This is a genomic window from Morganella psychrotolerans (assembly GCF_001676055.1).
In the GTDB taxonomy this organism is placed as follows: Bacteria; Pseudomonadota; Gammaproteobacteria; order Enterobacterales; family Enterobacteriaceae; genus Morganella; species Morganella psychrotolerans_B.
On record NZ_LZEX01000038.1, the window covers coordinates 1 to 681 of the forward strand.

Here is a 681-nt window from a genome sequence, read left to right on the forward strand (position 1 = left end):
GAAATCGTCGGCTATAACGGTTCATATCACCTTACCGACGCTTATCGCAGATTAGCACGTCCTTCATCGCCTCTGACTGCCTAGGCATCCACCGTGTACGCTTATTCGCTTAACCTCACAACCCGAAGATGTCTTTTGGACGGGTCGCTGCGCGTCATAATTTCATTGTCGGGCAGTGCTCGCAATGCTCACATACCTGAGTATGCTCCGCTTGCTGTGCGCTGGCCTTCGCGAAATTACTTAGCTCGCTTCCCCTCGAAAGTCATTGCTTTCAAAGTTGATTGGCTGAGAGACTCATCAATATTACCTCGGTGATAATATTGATTGTTTCAATTTTTCAGCTTGTTCCGGATTGTTAAAGAGCATAATGATTAACCTGACTTATTAAATCAGTTTAATCATTACTTTTTGCAGATGACTTTCACTCCTCTGCGCAAAACTGGCGTCCCCTAGGGGATTCGAACCCCTGTTACCGCCGTGAAAGGGCGGTGTCCTGGGCCTCTAGACGAAGGGGACATTAGTCAGCTTCGCAGACGCACTCTTGCTCGTACTTTTATCAGACAATCTGTTGTGAACACTCACATTCTCTACCGACTAGGTAAGGAGGTGATCCAACCGCAGGTTCCCCTACGGTTACCTTGTTACGACTTCACCCCAGTCATGAATCACAAAGTGGTAAGC

1 tRNA gene and 2 rRNA genes are annotated in these 681 nt (G+C 47.6%); all 3 read right to left on the reverse strand.

From position 1 onward, the window contains the following. Positions 1-115: ribosomal RNA gene (locus AYY17_RS15650) — 23S ribosomal RNA — on the reverse strand; the annotation flags it as partial. Positions 116-440: 325 nt separating this feature from the next. After that, positions 441-516: transfer RNA gene (locus AYY17_RS15655), tRNA-Glu, on the reverse strand. A gap of 83 nt (positions 517-599) precedes the next feature. Then, positions 600-681: ribosomal RNA gene (locus tag AYY17_RS15660) — 16S ribosomal RNA — on the reverse strand; the annotation flags it as partial.